The sequence below is a fragment of the Novimethylophilus kurashikiensis genome (genome assembly GCF_003112435.1).
GTDB classification, from domain to species: Bacteria; Pseudomonadota; Gammaproteobacteria; order Burkholderiales; family Methylophilaceae; genus Novimethylophilus; species Novimethylophilus kurashikiensis.
Genome location: NZ_BDOQ01000014.1, coordinates 1 through 21,270, shown reverse-complemented (window position 1 = coordinate 21,270; position 21,270 = coordinate 1). Strand labels below are relative to the sequence as shown.

Genomic DNA, 21,270 nt, shown 5'->3' with positions numbered 1-21,270 from the left:
GTCTGCTTTTACAGGATTGAAACTTTTAGAGAATGAGTCGGTTGGACGTATTAACGTTGCTGTCGCGCAAGCGTTCGACAAATTCCAGGAATTCGATGCGCAAGTCCGACTGCAAGTCCTTGGCACGTTCGCGCAGCGATTTCCAGCGCAAATCGCCCACATGGCGCTTGAAGGCGAAGATGATGATGTTGCCGGGACGTCCCGTCGGGAGCATCAAGACACGGCCGTCGAAGCTTTGTTCGATGCGTTGCAGGTACACGTCGAAATTCTTGTCGCTACCCCATAGATTGACGGCGAGAATACCTTTATCCGTCAAAGCTTCGGCGCAGCTGTCGTAGAACTCCTGCGAACTCAACTCGCCGGGCAAGCCCTTGGCATCGTAGGCGTCCAACAACAACACGTCGGTGCAAGCAGGATTCTCGCGGATATAGTGCACGCCATCGCCAAGCACGACACTCAGTCGCTCGTCGTCCTGAGGCAGAAGGAATTGACCGCGTGCAGCGGCAAGCACGGCGGGATTCAATTCCACGGCCGTCACCCGCATCCGGGGAAGATGCTTATGGATGTACTTGGGGATCGAACCGCCGCCTAACCCCAGCACCACAGCGCTTTGCACCGCATCTGAAAACAGCAGGAAGCACATCATGCCGCGGGTATAGGTGAGTTCCAGCTCGTAGGGGGCGGAAAGCCGCATCGCGCTTTGCACCGTGGCGTTGCCCAAGTGCAGTGCACGAATGCCGTCCATTTCGCTGATATCGACGCTGGTTGCGCCTTCGCTGTCGCGTTGTAGGAAGCGCCCGATGCGCCTTGCGCCTTTGCCGAACATGTCACCACTCCAATACCGGTTGCAGGACGGTACTACGACCGTCCAATTCAAAACCGCGTATTGTAAGCCCTCTTGCTCAAGCAGGTTTAACCGAGAGCATCGTCACCACCTTGCGTACCAGCCAGACCACCAACAAGCAACTCAGAGCCCCGGCGGTGACATCGGCGGGGAAATGGGCTCCCAAGCTGATGCGAGACAGCGCAACCCATACCACGAAGCTGCCCGCAGCCCACCGCCAAGGACGCGACAGAACGGGCCAAACACTCGCTGCAATCAACATGGCGAACGAGGTATGGCCACTGGGCAGACTGTGCATCAGGTTGTGTTCTGGCGAGCCGACCACATGCACGAACTCAGGCGGCAAGGCCAGCGAAGGACGCGGAAAGGAAAACCATTCCTTGAGTCCGCTCACCACCCAGCCGTCGGCCACATAGGCCAGGCTGAACACGGCAATCACGGAAAACCAGGGCAGCAAGGCCTCACGCAATTGCCGGCGGCTCGCCCAAAGGGCGGCCAGCACCAACACGCACAACCAGATCGCAAATAAGTCGTGCTCCGCCAGCCGCGACCCAAGCAACATGAATTGGTCCAGCCAGGGGCTGTGCCAGGCGTTAATGGCCTTGAACAGCCAAGCATTGAGGCCGAACCAGTCGTAAAGGAAGGTTTTCATCAGCCGAACCATACCATAGAGGCCAACCCCAGTCCGCCGGCCGCAGCGACCGCCGCCATGCCGAACAGCCAGTTCTTGCGCGTTAACGCCGTGATGGAAGCCAGCGAGATTGCGATCTGGATCAGTGTCATCGCCTGCGCCAGTTTGTGATGAGGATGCATGGATTCCTCGCTCAGCTCGTCGTACTTGCGGGATTCCTCGTCAAGCTGTTCGGCTTTTTGCTTGATGGCTTTTTTTTCGCCGTCGTACTTCTCAGCCTGCTTGCGGTAGAACTCGGCCTTGTCCTTGGGCGCCAGGTCGATGGATATTTCCATCAAGTGCTGCTTGGCACTCTTGGCCTGGTAAAACGCCCACTGGTCGGAGGCTTGCGCCTTCTTCAGCACAGCCTCGTTTTTGTACAACATGGCCTGATTCTGCGTGGCGCCGCCTTGGTAGCTGACGATGGCGCCGACGGTGGACAAGACCGCGGTAAAAATCGCCACCCATTGCGCCAATCCAGGCCCGTGGTGTGCCTCATGCTCCACGGCATGCTCATGTGCGCCATGAACGTGAAAATCGTGTCCTGACATATTCATCCCCTTCGTTATTATTCAAAGTCACATCCGGGGCGGGACAATAGCGCAGCTAACTGACAGGATGCTTACAACAGATCGCTCCATTCGGGAATCATGGCCGCCTGACCGTAATACTGCCCAGCTTCGTCGAGCAGGTTCCACACGGTGGCATTGCGGATCAGGAATTGGCGGCCGTCGGCAGCCACGCGAATACCGGTGTAATCGTCGATATAACCATCGCGGGTCACTCGCTCCAATAGCCGTGCCCGCTCCTCGCGGTCGACAGGACCTGCGGACAGCCGGGACGGCAATTGCGTAAACGCTTCCCATGACATGCCGAACAATTGCAGCGCGCAGCGATTGGCGTAGTTGAAGATCGGATCGCTCTCGGCCCCGTGCGACACCAGTCCGTAAGGCGCGTCATCCAACCAGGCCGCTGCTTGGTCGATGGGTAAATCGTCAGGCAGCAGGGATTTGCCTGTCCACCGCGCATAACTCGCCTGCAATATCCTCACATGTCGGGTTCTATCCTTGACCGCACTCATCCAGCCCACCGCCTCTTGTGATAAATTGCGCGGGATTCTAACTCCAATACCATTCACCTTGTCCTCTCTCGCAATTTTCTTCTGGCTGCTCAACATTACGCTGGATACCGCCGGTCACCTCGCCTTCAAGTCCGCAGCCATCGCCGAGCATGAAACCGAATGGCATCGCTGGAAAGTCATGCTGAGCTCCCTCCCCTTGTGGATCGGCATCGTCTGCTTCTGCCTGGAGTTCGTCGTCTGGCTGGCGCTGCTGTCGCTCGTGCCGCTGTCGCTGGGCATGCTCGTGGGTTCGATCAACGTCGTAGTAGTGATGGTGGCAGGCAAAATGTTGTTCGGCGAACGCCTCGACAAGATGCGTGTGGCCGGCATGTGGCTGATCACCATCGGCGTAGCACTTGCGGGAGGATTCGCATCGTGAGCACCAAGCGCTTCTACATCATCGGGTTCGGCGCCCTCATGCTGTTCGATACCCTGACCCAAGTCTCCTTCAAGCTTGCCACCACCCATGCCGGCGAATTCACGCCCACCACGACCTGGCTGTGGGAAGTATTTTTCAACCCTTGGATTTATGGGGCGGTGATCGGTTATATCGGATCATTCATCACCTGGATGACGCTGCTGAAACACGCGCCCGTGGGCCCGGCGTTTGCGGCTTCACACCTGGAAGTAGTGACCGTACTGGCGATTTCGGTGCTGTATTTCGGGGAGCATCTTTCTGCGATGCAAGTACTGGGTGCGCTACTCATCGTCGGCGGTATTATTTGCCTGAGCAAGAGCGAAGCCGAGCACGAACCACCGCCTCAAGAAACAGCCTGATCATGCGAGAAATCCCGCCCACCGCCGGCCTACCCCTGCAATGGAGGGACTTTATTCCCGGCAGACCAACGCTGGAGCAAGGCATGGCGGCATTCATCGGCGTGCCGGAAGTGCAGATCGAATGCTCGGGCACGGCTGCCTTAGTAGTGGCGCTTACCGCGCTCAAGCAGGATAGCACCCGCACCTCGGTTGTCATTCCCGCCTACACTTGCCCTCTAGTCGCCATTGCCGTCGTGCATTGCGGACTCAAGCCTGTGCTCTGCGACTTGAAGCCTGGCCATTTTGACCTTGATCCTGAAGCACTGGAAAAGGCGTGCACCGAGGACACTCTAGCCGTGATCCCGACGCACTTGGGCGGACGCGTGGCAGACCTCGACCCTGTGCTCGCCATTGCCCATCGTGTCGCCGCTTATGTCATCGAAGACGCCGCCCAGGCACTGGGCGCGCAATGGCATGGCCAATCCGTCGGGCTTGCGGGTGACATCGGTTTTTTCAGCCTCGCCGTGGGCAAAGGGCTGACGATTTTCGAAGGTGGCGTGCTGGTCGCCAAAGATGCAGCCATGCGTGCAAGATTGCGCGCTGTCTCTGAGCACATCATCCCCAGCTCGATTTATTGGGAAACGCGCCGGCTAGCCGAGCTGGCCGGATACACCGCTCTCTACAACCCGACCTGTCTGCATTACGCCTACGGCAACCCGCTACGCCGGGATATCAGCGAAGGCCGCTTGGTCGAAGCGGTGGGCGACGATTTCGACTTCGATATTCCCTTGCACCGTATCGGCCGTTACCGCAAAGGTATAGGCGCCAAGGCGCTCACTCGATTGCCGGCGTTCCTGCATCAACTCAACGCTCAATCAAGTCGCAAAGAGCTTTTCACGCTCCCCGTCATGGAGGACGTTCCGAACGCCCACGGCACCTGGCCCTATTTCATGGTGTTGATGCCGACGGCAGAGGCCCGTGACGAGGCGCTACGACAACTGTGGAGCGCCGGGCTCGGCGTCACACGGCTGTTTATCCACGCATTGCCGGATTACGGCTATCTCAAGCATTTATTCCCAAATGCCGATGTGCCGAACGCGCGCGATTTCGCCGCCCGCATGCTGACAGTCAGCAATAGTGTGTGGATGAACGAGGAAGAGATGAAACAAGTGCGGGATATTCTGGAGGAAATCGGGAAGCGCCGGTGAAGCGCTTCCCTTAGTACTGCTTACTACAGCTTACTTGGCCTTCTTGCCCTCAGCTTCCGTCAGCTTGATGACGCCGAAAACAGCGCCGGAAAAAGCCAGCAGAAAGACGCAAGCAACGCCGATCACTTCGAGTTGCAACATGGTTCTATCCTTGACGTTATTTAAAACTTCCCCGTGCGCCGGACGAGCAAGACCGCGGTTTTGCAAGCTTTCGAACACTTGGGGATTTTTCTGGCGTGTCGCCCAACTCGCTCGATGAGCGGTCGGATCTAGTAGTGTTGAGACATTGCCGGAGGGCAATGGTACGTGACTTGGGAAATCCTTACTACGCGACTAAGAATAGGGTTATTACCTTGAGAGTTTTACGATAAAACTTCAAGCAATCCCACATTGATCTGCTGATGCTGTTTCTGCCAGGCCGCTAATTGACTAATAGAAATCTCCGTCTGGCCGTCCATGCCGCTCAGCATGCGCTTGAACAGGCTGCGATAACGATAAGCCGACACCTCCCCGACCACATCTGCCGCCACGATACGCGGCTTCATGCTGGCGATAGCAGCCCTCATTTCCTCGAAGCGCATCACACCCTGATCCCAGTTGGTTTGGGCGTCCTGGGCCGACAACACGTCCTTGTCGATGGAGAGATAAATCGGTTCGACGGTTTGGCTGATTTCGCATTGGAACGCGTTGAGCAGCTGCGCTATAGAGGGAAAAGACTGGCTCTGCCGGATACCCAGCCGCCGCATCCAGTGAAGATTGCGCCCCACGCACCAGTATCGAACCTTGCCGGAGTGGAGGTTGCGCAAATGGTTTTCCCAGGCATGCGGCTTTTCCACGTCGGTAGAGGTGATCCCCAGCACGTGAATCTGAGAAATAAACGGCAATCGGCTGGCGTGCCACACCCAGGAGCCGCAGTGCACGCCCCAGGGATAGCGCATGTTGTCGGGATGATTGTCGAAAACCACGAGTTGCAATGGTTTTCCGTAATTACGAAAGTGTTCCAGCAGCAGCAAGGTGATGTGGTGATAGTCACCGCTGCCCATGAACACGACCGGCAGACCGCCGATGGAAGCCGAATCCGGGATCATGGGCTCAACTGCGGCATGAATCATTTGGCCCAAGCGCTGCATCGAGTTCAGCCTGCAACCGAATCGAATTTCTTCCTGCCAGCTTTCCAAGTCGACGCTCAAGCTACCGGGCAAAGGCAGCACCGAGCGGTCGAAATCAAGAATCAGCGGGTTTGCTTGTGCCATTCGGCGTCGGCCTCGAAAAAGCGTTTGAAGGGGCGCAATGCGTTGCGGATGATGGGGTTGCGCACATGGACGGCGTGCTGGGTCAAAGTGAACGAGGCACCAAGGTTGCGCTTGATCTCGGGATCGGTCCAGCCGGCCACATAATGGCTCAAGCCGTGGTCCAGCGCGTATTGCAAATTGACGAACCAGCTCACCATGTAGAGATTGTAATCGCGGGCTTGCGGATACTGGAATCCCACGTATTTATCCAGCAGCTTGTTGTCGTGCACGAAGCACAGGTTGTAGCCGATCAGTTCATTCTCGGCATGGTAAAGAAACACAACACCGCCGGTTGCGGCGTCCTGCAGCAGAGCCTGAAAAAACGAGGGTGTCAGCAAGTCGAAATGGATTTCGCTCTGGCGGTAGACCTGCAAATACAGATCATAGAAACGTGCCAGGATTTCAGGCTCGAAAAACCGCGGATCGCCCGTTGGGACGATCTCGATCTGCAATTGCTCCTGCTTCTTCAGCTTGCGATTAAGATCCTTGCGACGCGATTTGGAGAGACGCCCCAGGTATTCCTCGATGCTGGAAAAATCCATGGAAACATAGGCCAATGCCTGCCCTTCGACCTGCACGAAACCGTGCTCGCCACATCGTTGCAGCAACGCTTGGCTGCGCTTGAAGGCCGCTTCGCCGACCAGTACGGATTCGGTGGGAATATCCTTGACGATGACGAAACTATGGTTCGGCAAAGCGCGTTCGAGCAGATCGCTCAAAAACTCGCTCGCTTCGACGTCGGGCAAAGGGGAGTATTCGGTACAGGTCGCGCCGACGAAGCAGGTATGCGGCACCAGCCAGCGCCGCCAGACCTTGGAAAACGGCAAGGCTTCCAACTTGCGCCGGTCGGCTGGCTCCATGGTAGTCAGCAGGTCGAACGGCGCGGAAAAGGCAGGAATACCGTGCGCCAGGGTCCAGGCACGAAAGCCCTCGGGCGGCTGGTTGAGAAAATGGTCGATCAACCGCGGGGGTTCGATGAGGTTGTGCATCATGCCCCCGCTGGATTAGTCGGCCTTGCTGGCGATCAGCACTCCGCTGGTTCCACCGAAGGCGAACGAGTTGGACATGACGTGACGCAAAGGCACGTTGGTACGGCCCTTGTTGGGAACGTAGTCGAGATCGCAAGCCGGGTCAGGCGTATTCAAATTCATGGTGGGCGGTACAGCGCCATTGCGTAGCGCCTGCACGCAAGCCACGAACTCAACGGCCGCGGTAGCCCCCATGATGTGGCCGTGCATGGACTTGGTCGAACTCACCGGAATCTTGGGCGCATGCTCGCCGAACGCGAGCTTGATCGCGGCGGTTTCAGCCGGATCATTGAGCGGCGTGGCCGTGCCGTGCGCGTTGATGTAGCCGATGTCTTCCGGTTTCAACCCTGCACATTGCAGTGCGGCGCGAATCGCACGGGCCTGACCTTCGGGGGAAGGCTGGGTGATATGGCTGCAATCATTGCCGGAGCCGTAGCCGGAGAGCTCGGCGTAAATCGTCGCACCGCGAGCCTTGGCACGTTCCATATCTTCCAGCACGACAATCGCCGCGCCCTCGCCCAGCACCAGGCCGGTACGGTTACCCGCGAACGGCTTGCAGGAGGCTGCAGGATCGTCCTTGTCCTCGCTTGCCAGCGCACGCAGGGCTTCCCAGGCCTTGATGGTGCCGAAGGTCAGCAGCGCTTCGGCACCGCCGGCCAGCATGACGTCGGCATAGCCGTGGCGTACTTGCTGGAAAGCTTCCCCGATGGAAACGCTGGAGGAAGAACAGGCAGTGGAAAATGTCAGATTGGAACCGGTCAGACCGTATTCCAGGCCGATGGCGGAAGCCGCGGCATTGTTCATCGCCATCAGCACCGTGAAGGGCTTGAGGCGTTCCGCGCCGTCGCGGTAGAGGCGAACGTAGCCCTCTTCGACCGAGGCTGCGCCGCCCATGCCGGTACCGAGATAAACGCCGATGCGGGATTTATCTTCGCTCTCGAGGTCGAGCCCCGCGTCCGCAATGGCTTGGCTCGCGGCATACAGCGCAAACTGGCTCACACGGTCCAGTGTGCTGGATTTGTGCTTGCCGAAGTGCGCCAGCGCGTCGAATTCGCATTGCGCGGCGATCTTGGTGTCGAGGCGGTCGACAAAGTCGGCCTTGAGCCGGCCGATGCCGGACTTGCCCGCCATCAATCCCGAGAAAAATTCATCGGGCGTGTTACCCAACGGGGAGACGATGCCGAGACCGGTCACCGCCACGCGACGTATTGTCATCAAGCTTTTCCTTGTTCTGCGCGCAGCTTGTCGAGCAGGTTCACCACGTCCTGCACGGTCTTGATATCCACCTGCTCATTGGGCACCTTGATGCCGAATTTTTCCTCGGCGGCGAAAATGATGTCGAAGGTGTCCAGCGAATCGATTTCCAGGGTTTCGAAGGTGGCGTCCGGCGTGATGGTGGCCGGGTCTTTTTCGAACTTATCGACGATGATGTCGCGTAGGGTTTCAAAGGTATCCAAGATTATTCTCCTATGCTGTGGCCATCGCTTCGGCGGGCACGGCGCGTTGTTCACCCGTGACCGTATGCTTTTTAAAAAACTCTGCCATGCGGCGGGCAATATCGTCACGACGCTTGTCCAGTGTGACGACATGGTAGGTGTCGTCGACGAAGAACGTTTCGATATGCTGCGTGCCGATGCGCTTGGCAACGAAATGTGCATTCTTGAGGCTGGCCGTGTCGTCCTCGGTCGAGTGCACAATCAAAGCCGGGGATTTTACATGCGGAAGTGCAGCCTTCGCCACCTTGATGAAACGGTTACTCTCGTGAATCGTCACACCCGAAGTGCGGAAAATGCCCACTTTTTCGGTCGCCAACGAGTCGCGATTTTCCAGCACGGCATGCACCATGGCACGGGTCCGCTCGCACTTGATACCGTAAGGTGCCGTTTCGCGCCAGTACAGGAAGAACCGCAACGGACTGTGCAGAACCAGGGGCAGCAGGATTTTGCGTTTCAAGCGCGGCATATTCCAGCCGTCGTAGAAAAATGTGGTCGACAGCAAACCCAACCCTGACACGCGCTTACCCTTCTCCGCCGCCAGCTTGATCGCCAGCAAGGCACCGATGGAAAGTCCGGACACGAACACCTGGTCGTGCTCGGCCTTAAGCGCCTCGAACGCTTGCTCGATCGAGGCGTACCAATCCTGCCACTTGGACTTGCGCAAGTCGCTTTCTGCGCGGCAATGCCCGGCTAGCGCCGGACACATCACGCTAAAGCCCTGCTTGGTCAGCCGCTTGGCGATCGGGCGCATTTCGGCAGGCGTGCCGGTCAAGCCGTGAATAAGCAAGACAGCATGCTCGCCGTGTTTTTCGTAGTAGCCCGTTGGGCCGAGTGCTTCTTGAATCGTCAGTGCCATAATTCTTAATCAAACAAGCGATTGGACATCGTGCCGAGACGCGAAGAAGCCGCGACCAACACGGCAGCGGCTTCAAGGTTGCGGCGCAAACGCCTCAACGACATTACTCCGCGCCGCAGCGACGCAGCAGCATCTCGAACAAGTGAATGCCGAGGTCGATTTCCTCTTCCGAGATCATGAGCGAAGGTGCCAGGGTGATCACGTTCTTCTCGTAACCGCCGATATCGAGCACCAAGCCGTACTTCTTGTCGCCCACCAGCAGGTCGCCCTTCAAGCCTTCGTTGAACATGCGGTCGGCCAGTGCGCGGCTGGCGGTGAAGCCGTCCTTCTCGCAGAGCTCGATACGCAACGCCAGGCCCAGACCGCTCACGTCGCCGACGCACTTCCAGCGCGACTTCAGCTCATGCAGTCGATTGAGGAAGTAAGCACCGCGAGCGCGCACGTGCGGTTCGAAGTCTTCTTCCTGCGTCATCTTCAGCACTTCCAGTGCGACCGAGGTACCGAGGGGATTGGAGGCGAAGGTGGAGTGCGTGGATCCGGGAGGGAATTTCTCCGGGGAAATCAGTTCTTCGCGTGCCCAGATACCGGACAACGGATTGAGGCCGTTGGTGATCGCCTTACCGAATACGAAGATATCGGGAACGATGCCGAAGTTTTCCCAGGACCACAGCTTGCCTGTACGGTACACGCCCATCTGGATTTCATCGGCCACGAGCAGGATGTTGCGCTTCTTGAGCGATTCCTGCAGTTTGGCCATATAGCCTTCTGGCGGAATGATGTAGCCGCCGGTGCCTTGCATGGGCTCGATGTAAAACGCGCCGAATTCGCACTGCTTGGACTTTTCATCCCAGAACGACTGGTATTCGGTTTCGAACAGCTTCTCGAATTCCTTGTGGCAGTACGTATCGCAGGTTTCCACCTTCATGTCGTACGGGCAACGGAAGCAGTAAGGATAAGGCACGAAGTGCGCGCGGTCGGCGAAATTGCCGAAACGGCGACGGTAACGGTAACTGGAGGTAATGGCAGAAGCGCCCAGCGTACGGCCGTGGTAGCCGCCCATGAAGGCGAATTGATGAGTCTTACCGGTATGGTTACGGACCACCTTAAGGGAGTCTTCCACGGCTTGCGCGCCGCCAACGTTAAAGTGCACACGGCCCTTCACGCCGTACTTGTCTTCCATGTACTTGCAGACGATCTCAGCCAGTTCGACCTTTTCCTTGTGCAGGTACTGGCTTGCGAGTTGCGGCAGTGTATCGATCTGCTTCTTCAGCGTATCGGCGATACGCTTGTTCTTGTAGCCGAAATTGACGGCGGAGTACCACATCTGCCAATCGAGATAGGCAGTACCGTTCTCGTCAAAGAGGAAGCTACCGTCGCAGCCTTCGAACACCTTCGGGGGATCGGCGTAGTTAACGGTATCGCCGTGAGAACAATACTTGTTGTTCTTGTCGAGGATTTGGATGATTTTCTGATCCATGTCAAACGTCTTTCAGTAGTACCAAAAAAGAAATAAAAACGGCCGGCGAAATCAGGCGCGGAGCCCAGCTTCGCGACGCTGCGGCGCTTCCTGCGGCCAGGTCTTGACCTTGGCGAGCACGTCGGCAAACGTCTGGAACTTGATGTGCGGGATATCGTTATTCTCGCAATACTTGATGAGCGAGCCCTTGGCAAACACGATGTCCGCATCTTTCGCCAAGCAGGCATCGGACTTGCCGTCGCCGATCAGCACCACGGTGCGATCGCCGGCGAGGGAGCTTGCAACAGCGCATTTGCAAACACCGTTGCCGCCGCTGCATTGAGGGTTCTTGTGGGGCCAGGAAATATCGATGCCGTCGGGCACAAAGTGCAGCTTGTTGGCATACACCGGCATGTCGGGGAAGTCGGCGTTCTTGAGCGCCACCTTGATGGCGTGATCGAGGCCGTCGCTGACCACAGCGACCTGCGCGAACTGTGTCACGTGCTTGTAGAACGGCAAGAAACTCGCATCGAGCTGGATGCCGCGGAAGAAGCTTTCCAAAGCCACGTGGTCGGCCTTCACCATGCGAAGTTGCTTCTGCATGCACTGCACCGCGGTGATATGGCCGTCCAGCCACTCCTGCTCCACGGCAGCCCATTCGGGACCGGCAAAACGTTCCAGCATGGCATCTACGGTGTCGCGCACCGAGAGCGTTCCGTCAAAATCGACTACAAACAGCATGAATACTGCCCCCTGTAAAATTATTGCAGGGTGGAGAATAATGCTTTCCTCTTACAAATTACTTACGCGGTGTAAGGAAGTTCTGTATGCGATGGCATCCTTGAAAGCCATCCGTAAGCCGGAACCCCTACCATAAGCCACTCATTCCAATGTCATCCAACCCATGCGCATCCTGCTGATCGAAGACGACAAAATCCTGGGCGACGCGGTCATGCGTACCTTGCAGCACGTCGGCTATGCCGTGGATTGGGCCCGCGACGGCAAGGCAGCCGACCTCGCCCTGCGCGACCAGGTATACGATCTCGCCCTGCTCGACCTCGGCCTGCCGCAAATCGATGGATTCGAAGTACTGCGCCGCCTGCGCAACCGTAAATCCAGCCTGCCGGTGCTGATCGTCACCGCACGCGATGCGCTGGACGACCGCATCAAGGGTCTCGACCTCGGCGCTGACGATTACATCCTTAAGCCCTTCGACATGCCTGAACTGCTGGCTCGGGTACGCGCCCATATCCGCCGGGCGCAAGTCGCCCCCTCCACTGAAATCGTATACGGGCCGCTGGTGTTCGATACCACAACCCGGCTGGTCAGGATCAATGGCGAGCCGTTCAATCTTTCGGCGCGCGAATTGGGCATCCTGGAAACGCTACTGATGAAAATCGGCAAGGTGATAACCAAGGAAATGCTGGTCGAAAAACTCTGCAGTTGGGATGAGATGCTGGGCAGCAACGCCATCGAGGTTTACGTGCATCGCCTGCGCAAGAAGCTGCAACCGCTCGGGGTCGATATCAGTACCGTGCGTGGCCTGGGCTACATGCTGGAAAAACTCGATGCGTAGACGATCGCTGCGAAGAACGCTGCTGTTCTGGCTGCTGGGGCCACTGCTGATCTTGTTCAGCCTGGGCACCATCCTCGTCTATCAACTGGCCTTGAGCTATTCCGAAGACGCCTACGACCGCGCCTTGGCAGGTTCCGCCGAAGATCTCCGCATGGTGGCGAAAGAGTCCATCAAAAATACCGGACACCTGGAGCTCTCACGGACGGCCCGTGAAATCCTGCTCACCGACCAATACGACAAGACTTACTTCAGTATCGTCGATGAAAACGGCAAGTTGCTGGCGGGGGACGGTCGGCTTTCAGTTCCGCTGACCGGGGGCGAAGAGGACGATGACGGAAAGATCTATTTCGACGATGTGGTGAACGGGGAGGATATTCGAGGTATTTCCAGCGAACTCGACGTAGAACTCGGAGGCCAGCAGCACAGCTGGCATGTGCTCGTGGGCGAAACCCGCAACAAACGCGATGGACTCGCCAAGGACATCCTCACGGGTTTCGTAGTCCCGCAAGCCATCATTATCTTGCTTGCCGCCGTATTGGTCGTCTTCGGCGTACGCCGCGGGCTGGCTTCGCTGGAAACGCTGCGGGAATCGGTCGCACACCGGTCCTCCAACGACATGCGTCCGCTAGACACTTCCCAAGTCCCGGTCGAAACCCAACCATTGATGCGAGAAATCAACAGCCTGCTCAATCGCCTGGAGGCCGTGTTCGAAGCCCAGAAACGCTTCATTGCAGACGCCGCGCACCAATTGCGCACCCCCCTGGCCGGGCTGAGTGCGCAAACCGATCTCGCCATGGCGCAGGATAATCCGCCGCAAACGCAACATGCGCTAAATCAAATCAAGGCCGTTTCCATGCGGCTTGGTCACGCCGTCAACCAGCTACTGTCGCTCGCTCGCAACGAGCCCGGCGCCGACAAATCATTCAACGCCGCGCCGCTGGACTTGAACCTGCTAGGCCGCGAAGCCACCCTGGCTTGGGTAGAACGCGCGGTGGAACGCAAAATAGACCTCGGATTCGAGCCCTACGACATCCCCGCGATCATTCACGGCGATGCCATCCGTTTGCGCGAATTGCTGGACAACCTCATCGACAACGCCTTGCGCTATTGCCCGCCCGGCAGCAGCGTCACCGTGCGAATCGACGTAGGGCCGACGCTATGCGTGGAAGACAATGGCCCCGGCATTCCGCCCGATGAGCGCTTGCGTATTTTTGAGCGTTTTCACCGTTTGCTGGGCACAGAAGCCGATGGTAATGGACTGGGGCTCGCCATCGTCAAGGAAATCGCCGAATCACACGGCGCGACGGTGGATGTAACGGAAGGCATGAATGGGCAAGGCGCAATGTTCAGGGTGAATTTTTACAAACCGCTCGTTGAAAACGAGGAGTCTACGAGTCTTATGTAGCACAGGCGGGGCCTCGCTTTAATTCCGACAACAGGGCTGTAATCTATACCTCGATCTTGCCCTGGAACTTGCAGTACAAATCCATCATCAACGGATCGACCTTCTCTACCTTTAAGCGCACCCGCTCCCCTGCAGCCAGTTCCGGCAGGCTGTGCACCTTGGTCATGTACGGGATGCCGTCAAGGCGCACGAGATTCTCGCGCCAAACCGTGGCATTCACCTCCTGTACGTTTTCCTGAATGAGGTATTGCAGGCACCAGTAGCGCTCCATGCGCTGCTGGAAGTCGTTGTAGATGTTGTAGGCGAAATCGAAATCGCGCATGGCCGTTGTCAAGGCCTCGTTGCCCTTGGCGTAAGCCGGTTCCGTGCCTTGCAGCAGCGCGATCATCTGACGCTGGTTGATGAGGTCCACGGCTCGGCGCAACGGCGACGTGCTCCAGGCATACTGGGCCACACCCAAGCCCTGGTGAGGTTCGGCCTCAGTGGTCATGAACACTTTGCCCCCGGTCTGAGCGCGATAGATGCCTGGGATGCCGTTCTGTGCCAGCAGGCCGCCCCAATGCGCATTGGCGTAAATCATCAGTTCCGCCACCAGCTTGTCCATTGGCGAACCGCGCTTGCGCTCGGTAATACGCACCTTGCCGTCTTCGACGTAGAAGTTGTAATCCACCTGCGGCAAGCGATTGGGATCGTACTTGCCGCGCGCTTTTTCCAGCGATTCCGCCAGTTGATGCAAGGAAGACAGACGTTCCCAGTATTCGTGTCCGCTGTGCTCGGTGAGCGTTTCTTCGTTGAAATGCGGTTCCAGCGTATCGTGACGCAGGTTTTCGGCGATCTTCACCATCTCTACCCGGCTTTGGTTATCGACGATGGAAAAGTCCGGCGCGACTTCCAGGTAGAGCGATAACGCAGGCCGCCAGTGCCCAGCCAAAAGGCTGAACGGCTCGATAGCCGGCTCGGGCAGCATGGTGATCTTGTTGCCGGGCATGTAGACGGTGGATAACCGCTGCAAGGCAATCGCATCCAGTTCCGAGCCGGGCAGAATACCCAATGAGGGGGCAGCGATATGAATCCCGACACGGGTATTGCCGTTTTCCAGGGCGAGAATGGAAAACGCATCGTCGATTTCCGTCGTGGTGCTGTCGTCGATGCTGAACGCATCGACATCTGCCTGCGGCAAATCGTCCGGCACCACCACGGAGCCGTGCGATGGGAACGCAATACCGCCGGGGAAATGCTCGCGCAGAAATGCGCCGAAGTGATAATCATGGGCAGAGGCAATCGCGCCGCAAGTTTCCAATAGCTTGATGTGCGACATCCCGGTTTCGATGGAGGCCTCGTCCAGCGCTTTCCACTCCAGCGTGTTCTTGTCGGGCTCGTAGATCAGCATGTCGAGCTTGTCGCCAAATTCGGCGGGTAGCTTGTGAGCCTTGATCTGCTCCACATATTCGGCGACCTTCTCAGCCTGGATACGCTTTCGTTCCTGAGCTGCAAGCGCCGCCTTGAGGTTATCCTCCGGCGCAGCTTTATAGCGGCCCTTGCCCTTACGGTAAAAATACATGGGGGCCGAATGCAGGCGGATCGCCACCGAAGCAGCCTCGACCGGGTTCGGCGCATGACCGAAGTAATCCTTGGCGAGTTCTTCGAAGCCGAATTCCGGCTCGCCGCAACACTCCCACAAAAAATCCACGTCGATATCGTCTGCCCCACTTTGCGCCTGCTCCATAAAGCCTGCGAGAGGATTCTCGAACTTGAGCAGCACATTGGCCGACTTGATCTTGGAGCGCTTGCCGTGCAGTGCCTCGACCTGCAGCGACCCGGGATTCTCGGTCATCACACTGCCGATTTTGAAACTGCCTTCTTCTTCGTAAAAAACGTTCATTCCATGTCAATCAAATTGCGTAACCGCTATTTTACCGTGGATTGGCAGGCTACCCTTCCTCAGTTGCCAGAAGAATATTTAACAGCAAGGGACTACTCCTCAACTGGCAAACGCTTGAATTCCTTGTCCATGGCCGAGACACGGTCAAATATTAAAATCAATATCCATTCAAATACCCTTCAAATAAGCCTGAAATAAGTTTTCAGCCTCTATACTCCAAATCGCTCGGCGTAATTTGTTTAAACAGAATACCTTGCTGCAGACTGTTTAAGCGCCGTTTCAAACTCTGGGGCGAATAATGAAGAAAACGAGGCAATCCGGCTTTACCCTGCTTGAGTTGTTGGTGGTAATGGTGATCATCGGCCTGCTGGCCGGGTATGTCGGGCCGCGTTATTTCTCGCAGATTGGCAAGTCGGAGACTAAGGCAGCCAAGGCGCAGATCGATGCGCTGGAAAAAGCCTTGGATCAGTACCGCCTCGATACCGGTCACTACCCCACCACCGAACAAGGCTTGGCTGCGCTCAATACTCGTCCCGCCTCCGAACCCCGCTGGGACGGCCCCTACCTAAAGAAAGCCGTGCCTGCCGACCCTTGGGGCAAGGCTTATCTCTATCGCCAACCGGGCGAACATAGCGAATTCGATTTATTTTCCTACGGCAAGGATGGCCAGCCGGGCGGCGAAGGCGACGCCCAGGATGTGACCAACTGGTAAGCCGCGCCGCATCGCATGAATTTCAAGGTACAAGGTCTGGATGGCAGCGGTCGCTTCGTCTCGCTGCAATTGGCTGCGGGCAACGCTGAAGAAGCTGAGCAGCTGGGCAAGGACCAGGGCCTGCAGGTCTTGGGCGTGGTCCAAGCCGGTGGCAGTTGGAATACGGTGTTCAAATCCTTAGGCACGCCCAAGTTTCCCTTGCTGCTGTTCAACCAGGAATTGCTCGCACTGCTGGAAGCGGGGCTTTCCATCGTGGAAGTGCTGGAAACCCTGCTGGAAAAGGAAACTCATGCCCATACCAAGCAGGTGCTCAAGGGCGTAGTTAATAGCCTGCACGAGGGCCGTTCGCTCTCGGCATCGCTCGAAGCACAACCTGCAGCATTCCCGGCGCTTTACGTGGCGACTGTCCGTTCCAGCGAACGTACAGGCGGGCTGGTGGAAGCATTGCGCCGCTATATCGCTTATCAGGTCCAGGTGGACCAGATGAAGAAGAAGGTCATCTCGGCTTCCATCTACCCCATATTGCTCATGGGCGTAGGTGGCCTGGTAGTGCTGTTCCTGCTCACCTACGTCATTCCCAAGTTCAGCCATATTTACGCCGATACCGGTCGCGAGCTGCCGTTCGCTTCCTGGCTGCTAATGCGCTGGGGTGAAATCATCGAGACTCATGGCACCTTGGTCACAGGCATTTTCTTCGGCGGGCTGGGCAGCATGGTCTATGCCCTCTCCCGCCCTTCCGTGCGCGGCTGGCTACGCGAGTTGCTTTGGAAAACGCCGGTGATCGGCGAACGCATGCGCATTTACCAACTCTCCCGCTTCTACCGCACCCTGGGGATGCTGGCGAGCGCCGGCATTCCCATCATGATGGCCATGGATCAGGTCTCCGGCCTGCTCGATGCCAGGCTGCAAGGACGGCTGGCCGAAGCCCGCAACCATGTCCGCGAAGGCCAATCGCTGTCGCACGCCATGGAGCGCAGCGGGCTTTCTACGGCCGTCGCTTCGCGGTTGCTGCGAGTCGGCGAGCAAACCGGCCAGATGGGCAGCATGATGGACCGCATCGCGGATTTTCATGAAGAAGAACTCAACCGCTGGATCGATTGGGCGAGCCGCTTGTTCGAGCCGCTGCTGATGACCTTCATCGGCATCGTGATCGGTGGCATCGTGGTGCTGATGTACGTGCCCATCTTCGAACTGGCCGGGAGCATCCAGCAATGAACGCCATGCTCAAACCTTTCGACGCCACCTTGCTGCAAAAAGCCCGTGACGAGGCAGCGCTTTCAAAACGTCGCTTCATCACCGTTCTGGAAGAAATGTTGGGCTTCGATCAGACCGGATTCATGGCCTGGCTGGGGGAGTGGTCGCAGTACCCCACGGTGAGCATGGACGACATTCACGATTGGCAGCCGGCGTTCGACATGCTGCCCTTCGCCGATTGCCTGCAGCGCGAATGCCTGCCGCTACGTAACGCGGCAGACGAATTGCTGCTGTTGATTTCCGACCCGTTCAGCGACCACTTGCGCGAATGGGCGTGGAACCGTATCAAATTGCCCTTCGCCTTCCGCCTTGCCCATTGGTCGGACATCCAGGCCTATTTCGCCCGCCAGGAAGAATCCCAGCGCGCTATGGAAAACTGGTCGCAGCAGGAGGATTTCCAGACCGTCGAGGGCGAGAAGATCGAAGTTATTTCGCTCAAGTCGATTTCGGAAGACGCCAGCCCCGTGGTGCGGCTGGTGCATTCGACGCTCTACGATGCCCTCAAGGCCGGCGTCAGCGATATCCACCTGGAAACTAGCGCCAGCGGGCTGGTCATCAAGTACCGCATCGATGGTGTGCTGTCGCAGATCGGGGCGATCCAGGGCATCGAAACTGCCGAACAAGTCATTTCGCGCCTCAAGGTGATGTCCGAACTCGACATTTCCGAACGCCGCATTCCGCAGGACGGGCGTTTCAAGGTGTTGGCGGGCGGACGAGCCGTGGACTTTCGCGTCTCCATCATGCCTAGCATCTACGGTGAGGATTCGGTGTTGCGGATTCTCGACAAACAGGCGCTGACCGATCAAATGCAAGGGCTACGGCTGGATGCGCTGGGCTTCGATCCGGTCACGATGGCGACCTTGCGACGATTGAGCCGCGAGCCTTATGGGATGTTGTTAGTCACCGGCCCCACCGGCTCCGGCAAGACCACCACATTGTATGCCGCGATTTCCGAGATCAACCACGGCCACGACAAAATCATCACCATCGAAGACCCGGTGGAATACCAGCTGCCGGGGATATTGCAAATCCCGGTCAACGAGAAAAAAGGCCTGACTTTTGCCCGTGGCCTGCGGTCGATTCTGCGCCACGACCCGGACAAGATCATGGTGGGCGAAATACGCGACCCGGAAACCGCGCAGATCGCCATTCAATCCGCCCTCACCGGCCATCTCGTATTCACCACCGTCCACGCCAACAACGTCTTCGACGTATTGGGACGCTTCATGCACATGGGCGTCGACCCTTACAGCTTCGTCTCCGCACTCAACTGCATCATCGCCCAGCGCCTGGTGCGCATCAATTGCCCGGATTGCGCGGTGCCGGTCACGCCGGAGCCGCAATTGCTGGAGGAATCGGGCCTGAAGGCGATCGATGTAGCAGGCTTCGACTTCCGCGCCGGACGCGGTTGCGGCAAGTGCCGCGGTACTGGTTTCCGCGGGCGCAAGGCCATCGCCGAACTACTCATCCTCAACGACGAACTGCGCGAATTGATCGCCGGCCGCCACCCTATTCGCACGATCAAGGAGGCCGCCATCCGCCACAACACGCGCTTCTTGCGCCAATCCGCCATCGAACTGGTACGGAGCGGCGATACCACCCTACAGGAAATCAACCGTGTCACTTTTGTCGCCTGATCATCTGCGCATCGGACTCGGGGCCTCCTACGCCGTCATGGCGCGTGTTCGAGGCGTTCAGGTCGTCGATTGGCACATGCAGCAATGGGCACCCGCCGCTTCTGGCTTGCCTTGGCAGCAAGCCTTGTCCACGGTAAGCAGTTGGTTGGCGCAAGATAAAACCAAGGGCCAAAAGGCGGATGTGGTGCTGTCATCCGAACTCGCCCCCATGCAGTTGCTACCCTGGCGCGAAGATGTCGTATCACCAGAACAACAAGCCCTGCTGGCAAGCGCACAGTATCGACGCATTTACGGTGACGTTGCCGCCCATTGGAAAGTCTCGGTTCAACCGACCGGATACGCGCAGCCGTGGCTAAGTAGTGCGGCCGACGAAAGATTGCTGACTGCACTTGATACCCAACTCACCGGCGTCAAAGTGCATTCCACACAACCCTTGGTCGCCTCGTTGTTCAATCCGTTGCATAAAAAACTTGCGACCTCGAGCTGGCTGCTGATCGCCGAGCCGGAACGGGTAACTGCGTTGCTGATACGGCAGGGTCAATGGCAGATGCTACAAACCTTCCCAACTGCCGCGCTGCAAGCCGAGTCTGCAAAAGGTTTGTTACTGCGCGAACTACGTCTGGCAGGCTTGGAAGAGGAACAATCCAGCTTCTACACGGTGGGCTGCTCCATGACGGGCGCCGTTGCGCTTGATGTGGGTTGGAGTGCTGATGCGAGCATCGCTCCCCAAGCGCCAATGTATCTGCTAGGAGGCCGGGCATGAAGCGCGTTTGGATCGATTTCAAGCAGCCCATCGCGCCGCAAATCCTACTCTTGCGCTACGGCCTGCTGGGGCTGGGGGCGATCGTGCTCGGTCTGGCGCTCTATCAACAGCACCGTGTCACCACCGAAAAAGCCGGTTTGATGTGGCAGCAGCAAAACCTGGAACGGCTGGAAAACCGTCATTTGCCGCAGATTCATCTCACCGCCGAAAGCAGCACATCACCCGACGCCAACAAACGAGCCAATGAGGTATTGAAACAACTTAACCAACCATGGGATGGCATGTTCGTCGCGCTTGAACGCGCACTCATCCCCGGCATCAGCGTGCTCTCTGTCTCGCCGGATGCACACAAGGGCACGGTGACGATCAAGGGGTTGGCGCAAGACGGCGACCACATCATCGATTTCGTCGAACAATTGCAGGCGACTAAAACGTTGGCCGGCGTGCATCTGCTCAGCCAGGAAACCATGCCGGAAGATCAAAAATTGCCGCTCTCGTTTACGCTCAGCGCCAACTGGACGGTTAAGCCATGACGCGCTGGCAATGGAAAGCACAACGTGTCGCCGCGTCAGTCGGCATCCCAGGCCTTATCGGCCTGGGGTTGCTGGTAGCCGGAATATTCATATATTTCGCCGCAATCCGGCCAAACACAGGTGAAGTCGCCCAGCTCAAGCAAAAGCTCGCCGGCATGCGCAGCCACCCCCAGACTATGCGGCAATATGCCCCGGAAGAAGAACTCGCCATGTTCTACGACTTCTTCCCAAAACGTGAAGCACTTGCCGAACAGCTACGCACTCTCAATCATTTGGCAACAGACGAGGACCTTGTCATCGAGCGCATCGATTACAAGCTTTCGCGCATTCAGAGCACGCCGCTGTGGCGTTACCAGATCACCTTCCCGCTCAACACCGACTACACCACGCTTCGGCACTATGTGGCCGCCGTGCTGAAAGCCTTGCCCAACGCCGCGCTGGAAATCATCGAAATGCAGCGCGACGATGCCGATGCCGAATTGCTGGACGAAAAAATCGGCTTGGTGCTGTTCTACCGGGAGGCACATTGATGAACGCCAAGACGCAACAACGCCTCCTTTTCGCCGCCGCAGCCCTCACTGTCGTTGCAGCAGTTTTCGCACCCTCTCCCGAAGAACCGGTTGAGCCGTCACATGAAAAACATTTGGTAGTGGCAGAGCGTAGCGATACCGAACCTCGAAAAACGGCACCCGTCGGCAATCTCTTCCCGGCCGAGCGCAAGGAAATGGCGGAAGAGCCTAGTGACCTGTTCTTCGTCGACAAGCCGCCTCCCCCGCCCCCGC

24 protein-coding genes are annotated in these 21,270 nt (G+C 57.7%); 12 read left to right on the top strand and 12 right to left on the bottom strand.

The features are described 5' to 3' along the window. Positions 1–25: 25 nt before the first annotated feature. From NMK_RS13830 to NMK_RS13815, 4 genes are all read right to left on the bottom strand, one after another. On the bottom strand, positions 26–826 hold the full coding sequence (locus NMK_RS13830; RefSeq protein WP_109016356.1) for a polyamine aminopropyltransferase: 801 nt from the start codon (positions 824–826) through the stop codon (positions 26–28). 76 nt (positions 827–902) lie between these two features. Beyond that, positions 903–1,496 (bottom strand): phosphatase PAP2 family protein, encoded by a 594-nt coding sequence (locus NMK_RS13825; protein WP_181376291.1) that lies wholly within the window; start codon positions 1,494–1,496, stop codon positions 903–905. Next, positions 1,496–2,065, bottom strand: a complete 570-nt coding sequence (locus NMK_RS13820; protein ID WP_109016354.1) for a DUF4337 domain-containing protein — start codon at positions 2,063–2,065, stop codon at positions 1,496–1,498. The genes NMK_RS13825 and NMK_RS13820 overlap by 1 nt, the downstream gene beginning before the upstream one ends. 71 nt (positions 2,066–2,136) lie before the next feature. After that, positions 2,137–2,595: an MEKHLA domain-containing protein gene (locus NMK_RS13815; RefSeq protein WP_109016353.1), complete on the bottom strand. Its 459-nt coding sequence runs from the start codon at positions 2,593–2,595 to the stop codon at positions 2,137–2,139. 58 nt (positions 2,596–2,653) lie between these two features. On the opposite strand from NMK_RS13815, the gene NMK_RS13810 reads away from it, so the two are divergent. Genes NMK_RS13810 through NMK_RS13800 form a run of 3 tightly spaced genes read left to right on the top strand, consistent with a single transcriptional unit; the run spans position 2,654 to position 4,598 of the window. After that, positions 2,654–3,013: an EamA family transporter gene (locus NMK_RS13810; RefSeq protein ID WP_109016352.1), complete on the top strand. Its 360-nt coding sequence runs from the start codon at positions 2,654–2,656 to the stop codon at positions 3,011–3,013. Continuing rightward, positions 3,010–3,411: a DMT family transporter gene (locus NMK_RS13805; protein WP_227871507.1), complete on the top strand. Its 402-nt coding sequence runs from the start codon at positions 3,010–3,012 to the stop codon at positions 3,409–3,411. The genes NMK_RS13810 and NMK_RS13805 overlap by 4 nt, the downstream gene beginning before the upstream one ends. Before the next feature lie 2 nt (positions 3,412–3,413). Further along, positions 3,414–4,598, top strand: a complete 1,185-nt coding sequence (locus NMK_RS13800) for a DegT/DnrJ/EryC1/StrS family aminotransferase (RefSeq protein ID WP_109016351.1) — start codon at positions 3,414–3,416, stop codon at positions 4,596–4,598. Positions 4,599–4,960: 362 nt separating this feature from the next. On the opposite strand, the gene NMK_RS13795 is transcribed toward NMK_RS13800, so the two are convergent. From NMK_RS13795 to NMK_RS13765, 7 genes are all read right to left on the bottom strand, one after another. Further along, complete coding sequence (locus NMK_RS13795) at positions 4,961–5,851, bottom strand: arginase family protein (RefSeq protein ID WP_109016350.1); 891 nt, start codon at positions 5,849–5,851, stop codon at positions 4,961–4,963. Continuing rightward, positions 5,830–6,882 (bottom strand): GNAT family N-acetyltransferase, encoded by a 1,053-nt coding sequence (locus NMK_RS13790; RefSeq protein WP_109016349.1) that lies wholly within the window; start codon positions 6,880–6,882, stop codon positions 5,830–5,832. The genes NMK_RS13795 and NMK_RS13790 overlap by 22 nt, the downstream gene beginning before the upstream one ends. Positions 6,883–6,894: 12 nt before the next feature. Further along, positions 6,895–8,133 carry a beta-ketoacyl-[acyl-carrier-protein] synthase family protein gene (locus NMK_RS13785; RefSeq protein ID WP_181376290.1) on the bottom strand — a complete coding sequence of 413 codons (1,239 nt, stop codon included), beginning with the start codon at positions 8,131–8,133 and terminating at the stop codon, positions 6,895–6,897. After that, the gene (locus tag NMK_RS13780) at positions 8,133–8,375 is read right to left on the bottom strand and encodes an acyl carrier protein (protein WP_227871506.1); all 243 of its coding nucleotides are present in this window, start codon (positions 8,373–8,375) and stop codon (positions 8,133–8,135) included. The genes NMK_RS13785 and NMK_RS13780 overlap by 1 nt, the downstream gene beginning before the upstream one ends. A gap of 10 nt (positions 8,376–8,385) precedes the next feature. Continuing rightward, positions 8,386–9,270, bottom strand: coding sequence for an alpha/beta hydrolase (locus NMK_RS13775; protein WP_227871505.1), 885 nt, complete (start codon positions 9,268–9,270; stop codon positions 8,386–8,388). A 103-nt stretch (positions 9,271–9,373) separates the two neighbouring features. Continuing rightward, the gene (locus tag NMK_RS13770; RefSeq protein ID WP_109016347.1) at positions 9,374–10,747 is read right to left on the bottom strand and encodes an aspartate aminotransferase family protein; all 1,374 of its coding nucleotides are present in this window, start codon (positions 10,745–10,747) and stop codon (positions 9,374–9,376) included. A 51-nt stretch (positions 10,748–10,798) separates the two neighbouring features. After that, positions 10,799–11,467 carry an MtnX-like HAD-IB family phosphatase gene (locus NMK_RS13765; RefSeq protein WP_109016346.1) on the bottom strand — a complete coding sequence of 223 codons (669 nt, stop codon included), beginning with the start codon at positions 11,465–11,467 and terminating at the stop codon, positions 10,799–10,801. 163 nt (positions 11,468–11,630) lie between these two features. On the opposite strand from NMK_RS13765, the gene NMK_RS13760 reads away from it, so the two are divergent. After that, complete coding sequence (locus NMK_RS13760; protein ID WP_109016345.1) at positions 11,631–12,302, top strand: response regulator; 672 nt, start codon at positions 11,631–11,633, stop codon at positions 12,300–12,302. Then, positions 12,295–13,707 carry a sensor histidine kinase gene (locus NMK_RS13755; RefSeq protein WP_109016344.1) on the top strand — a complete coding sequence of 471 codons (1,413 nt, stop codon included), beginning with the start codon at positions 12,295–12,297 and terminating at the stop codon, positions 13,705–13,707. The genes NMK_RS13760 and NMK_RS13755 overlap by 8 nt, the downstream gene beginning before the upstream one ends. Positions 13,708–13,750: 43 nt before the next feature. On the opposite strand, the gene NMK_RS13750 is transcribed toward NMK_RS13755, so the two are convergent. Next, complete coding sequence (locus tag NMK_RS13750) at positions 13,751–15,589, bottom strand: ribonuclease catalytic domain-containing protein (protein WP_109016343.1); 1,839 nt, start codon at positions 15,587–15,589, stop codon at positions 13,751–13,753. A 298-nt stretch (positions 15,590–15,887) separates the two neighbouring features. Between NMK_RS13750 and gspG the strand changes: the two genes are divergently transcribed. From gspG to NMK_RS13715, 7 genes are all read left to right on the top strand, one after another. Then, positions 15,888–16,301 (top strand): type II secretion system major pseudopilin GspG, encoded by a 414-nt coding sequence (gspG, locus tag NMK_RS13745; RefSeq protein WP_109016342.1) that lies wholly within the window; start codon positions 15,888–15,890, stop codon positions 16,299–16,301. Positions 16,302–16,316: 15 nt separating this feature from the next. Then, on the top strand, positions 16,317–17,516 hold the full coding sequence (locus NMK_RS13740) for a type II secretion system F family protein (RefSeq protein ID WP_109016341.1): 1,200 nt from the start codon (positions 16,317–16,319) through the stop codon (positions 17,514–17,516). Next, the gene (locus tag NMK_RS13735; protein ID WP_109016340.1) at positions 17,513–19,192 is read left to right on the top strand and encodes a GspE/PulE family protein; all 1,680 of its coding nucleotides are present in this window, start codon (positions 17,513–17,515) and stop codon (positions 19,190–19,192) included. The genes NMK_RS13740 and NMK_RS13735 overlap by 4 nt, the downstream gene beginning before the upstream one ends. Further along, positions 19,173–19,955 (top strand): hypothetical protein, encoded by a 783-nt coding sequence (locus NMK_RS13730; RefSeq protein ID WP_146187213.1) that lies wholly within the window; start codon positions 19,173–19,175, stop codon positions 19,953–19,955. Before NMK_RS13735 ends, NMK_RS13730 begins: the two co-directional genes overlap by 20 nt. Next, complete coding sequence (locus tag NMK_RS13725; protein WP_109016338.1) at positions 19,952–20,488, top strand: PilN domain-containing protein; 537 nt, start codon at positions 19,952–19,954, stop codon at positions 20,486–20,488. Before NMK_RS13730 ends, NMK_RS13725 begins: the two co-directional genes overlap by 4 nt. Then, a complete protein-coding gene (locus NMK_RS13720) occupies positions 20,485–21,018 on the top strand; it encodes a hypothetical protein (protein ID WP_109016337.1) in 534 nt (177 codons plus the stop codon). Before NMK_RS13725 ends, NMK_RS13720 begins: the two co-directional genes overlap by 4 nt. Continuing rightward, on the top strand, positions 21,018–21,270 hold a 253-nt coding region (locus NMK_RS13715), incomplete at its 3' end, for a hypothetical protein (RefSeq protein ID WP_146187212.1). The genes NMK_RS13720 and NMK_RS13715, both read left to right, overlap by 1 nt.